Annotated in this window: 1 protein-coding gene; it reads left to right on the top strand. The window is 66.6% G+C overall.

What is annotated here, in order from left to right:
* Nucleotides 1-512: Gfo/Idh/MocA family oxidoreductase (locus tag JQ845_RS22785; RefSeq protein WP_203009508.1), on the top strand; the 512-nt coding region annotated here is incomplete at both ends.

Below are 512 nucleotides of genomic sequence, written 5' to 3' on the forward strand. Positions count from 1 at the left end.
TGCCGGGCGCATCGCCAAGATCCATGCCGCCAACGTTGCCGCCCATCCCAATGCCACGCTGGCGCTGGTGGCCGATCCCTGGCGCGCAGGTGTCGATGCCTTGAGCACCCAGTTGGGGTGTGAAGCCGCGTATGACTGCGCCGCCGTGCTGAGCCGCGAGGACATCGATGCGGTGGTGATCGGCACGCCCACCGACACCACCATCGACCTGTTGCTGGCTGAGGTAGCCCAGGGGAAGGCGGTGCTCTGCGAACACACCATCGACCTGTACAGCGCCAAGGCGCGCAGCGCGGCGCAAACCGTGGAGCGCCAGGGCGGCAAGGTAATGCTCGGTTTCAACCGGCGCTTCGACCCAGACATGCTGCGCCTGCGCCAGGCGCTGGACGCCGGCCAGATCGGCGTCGTGCGCCAGGTGATCATCACCAGTCGCGACCCTGGCCTGGCACCGCGTGACTATCTGGAACACTCTGGCGGGATCCTGCGCGACATGACCATCCATGACTTTGACACCG

It is taken from the genome of Pseudomonas paraversuta, from assembly GCF_904063065.1.
Taxonomy (GTDB): domain Bacteria; phylum Pseudomonadota; class Gammaproteobacteria; order Pseudomonadales; family Pseudomonadaceae; genus Aquipseudomonas; species Aquipseudomonas paraversuta.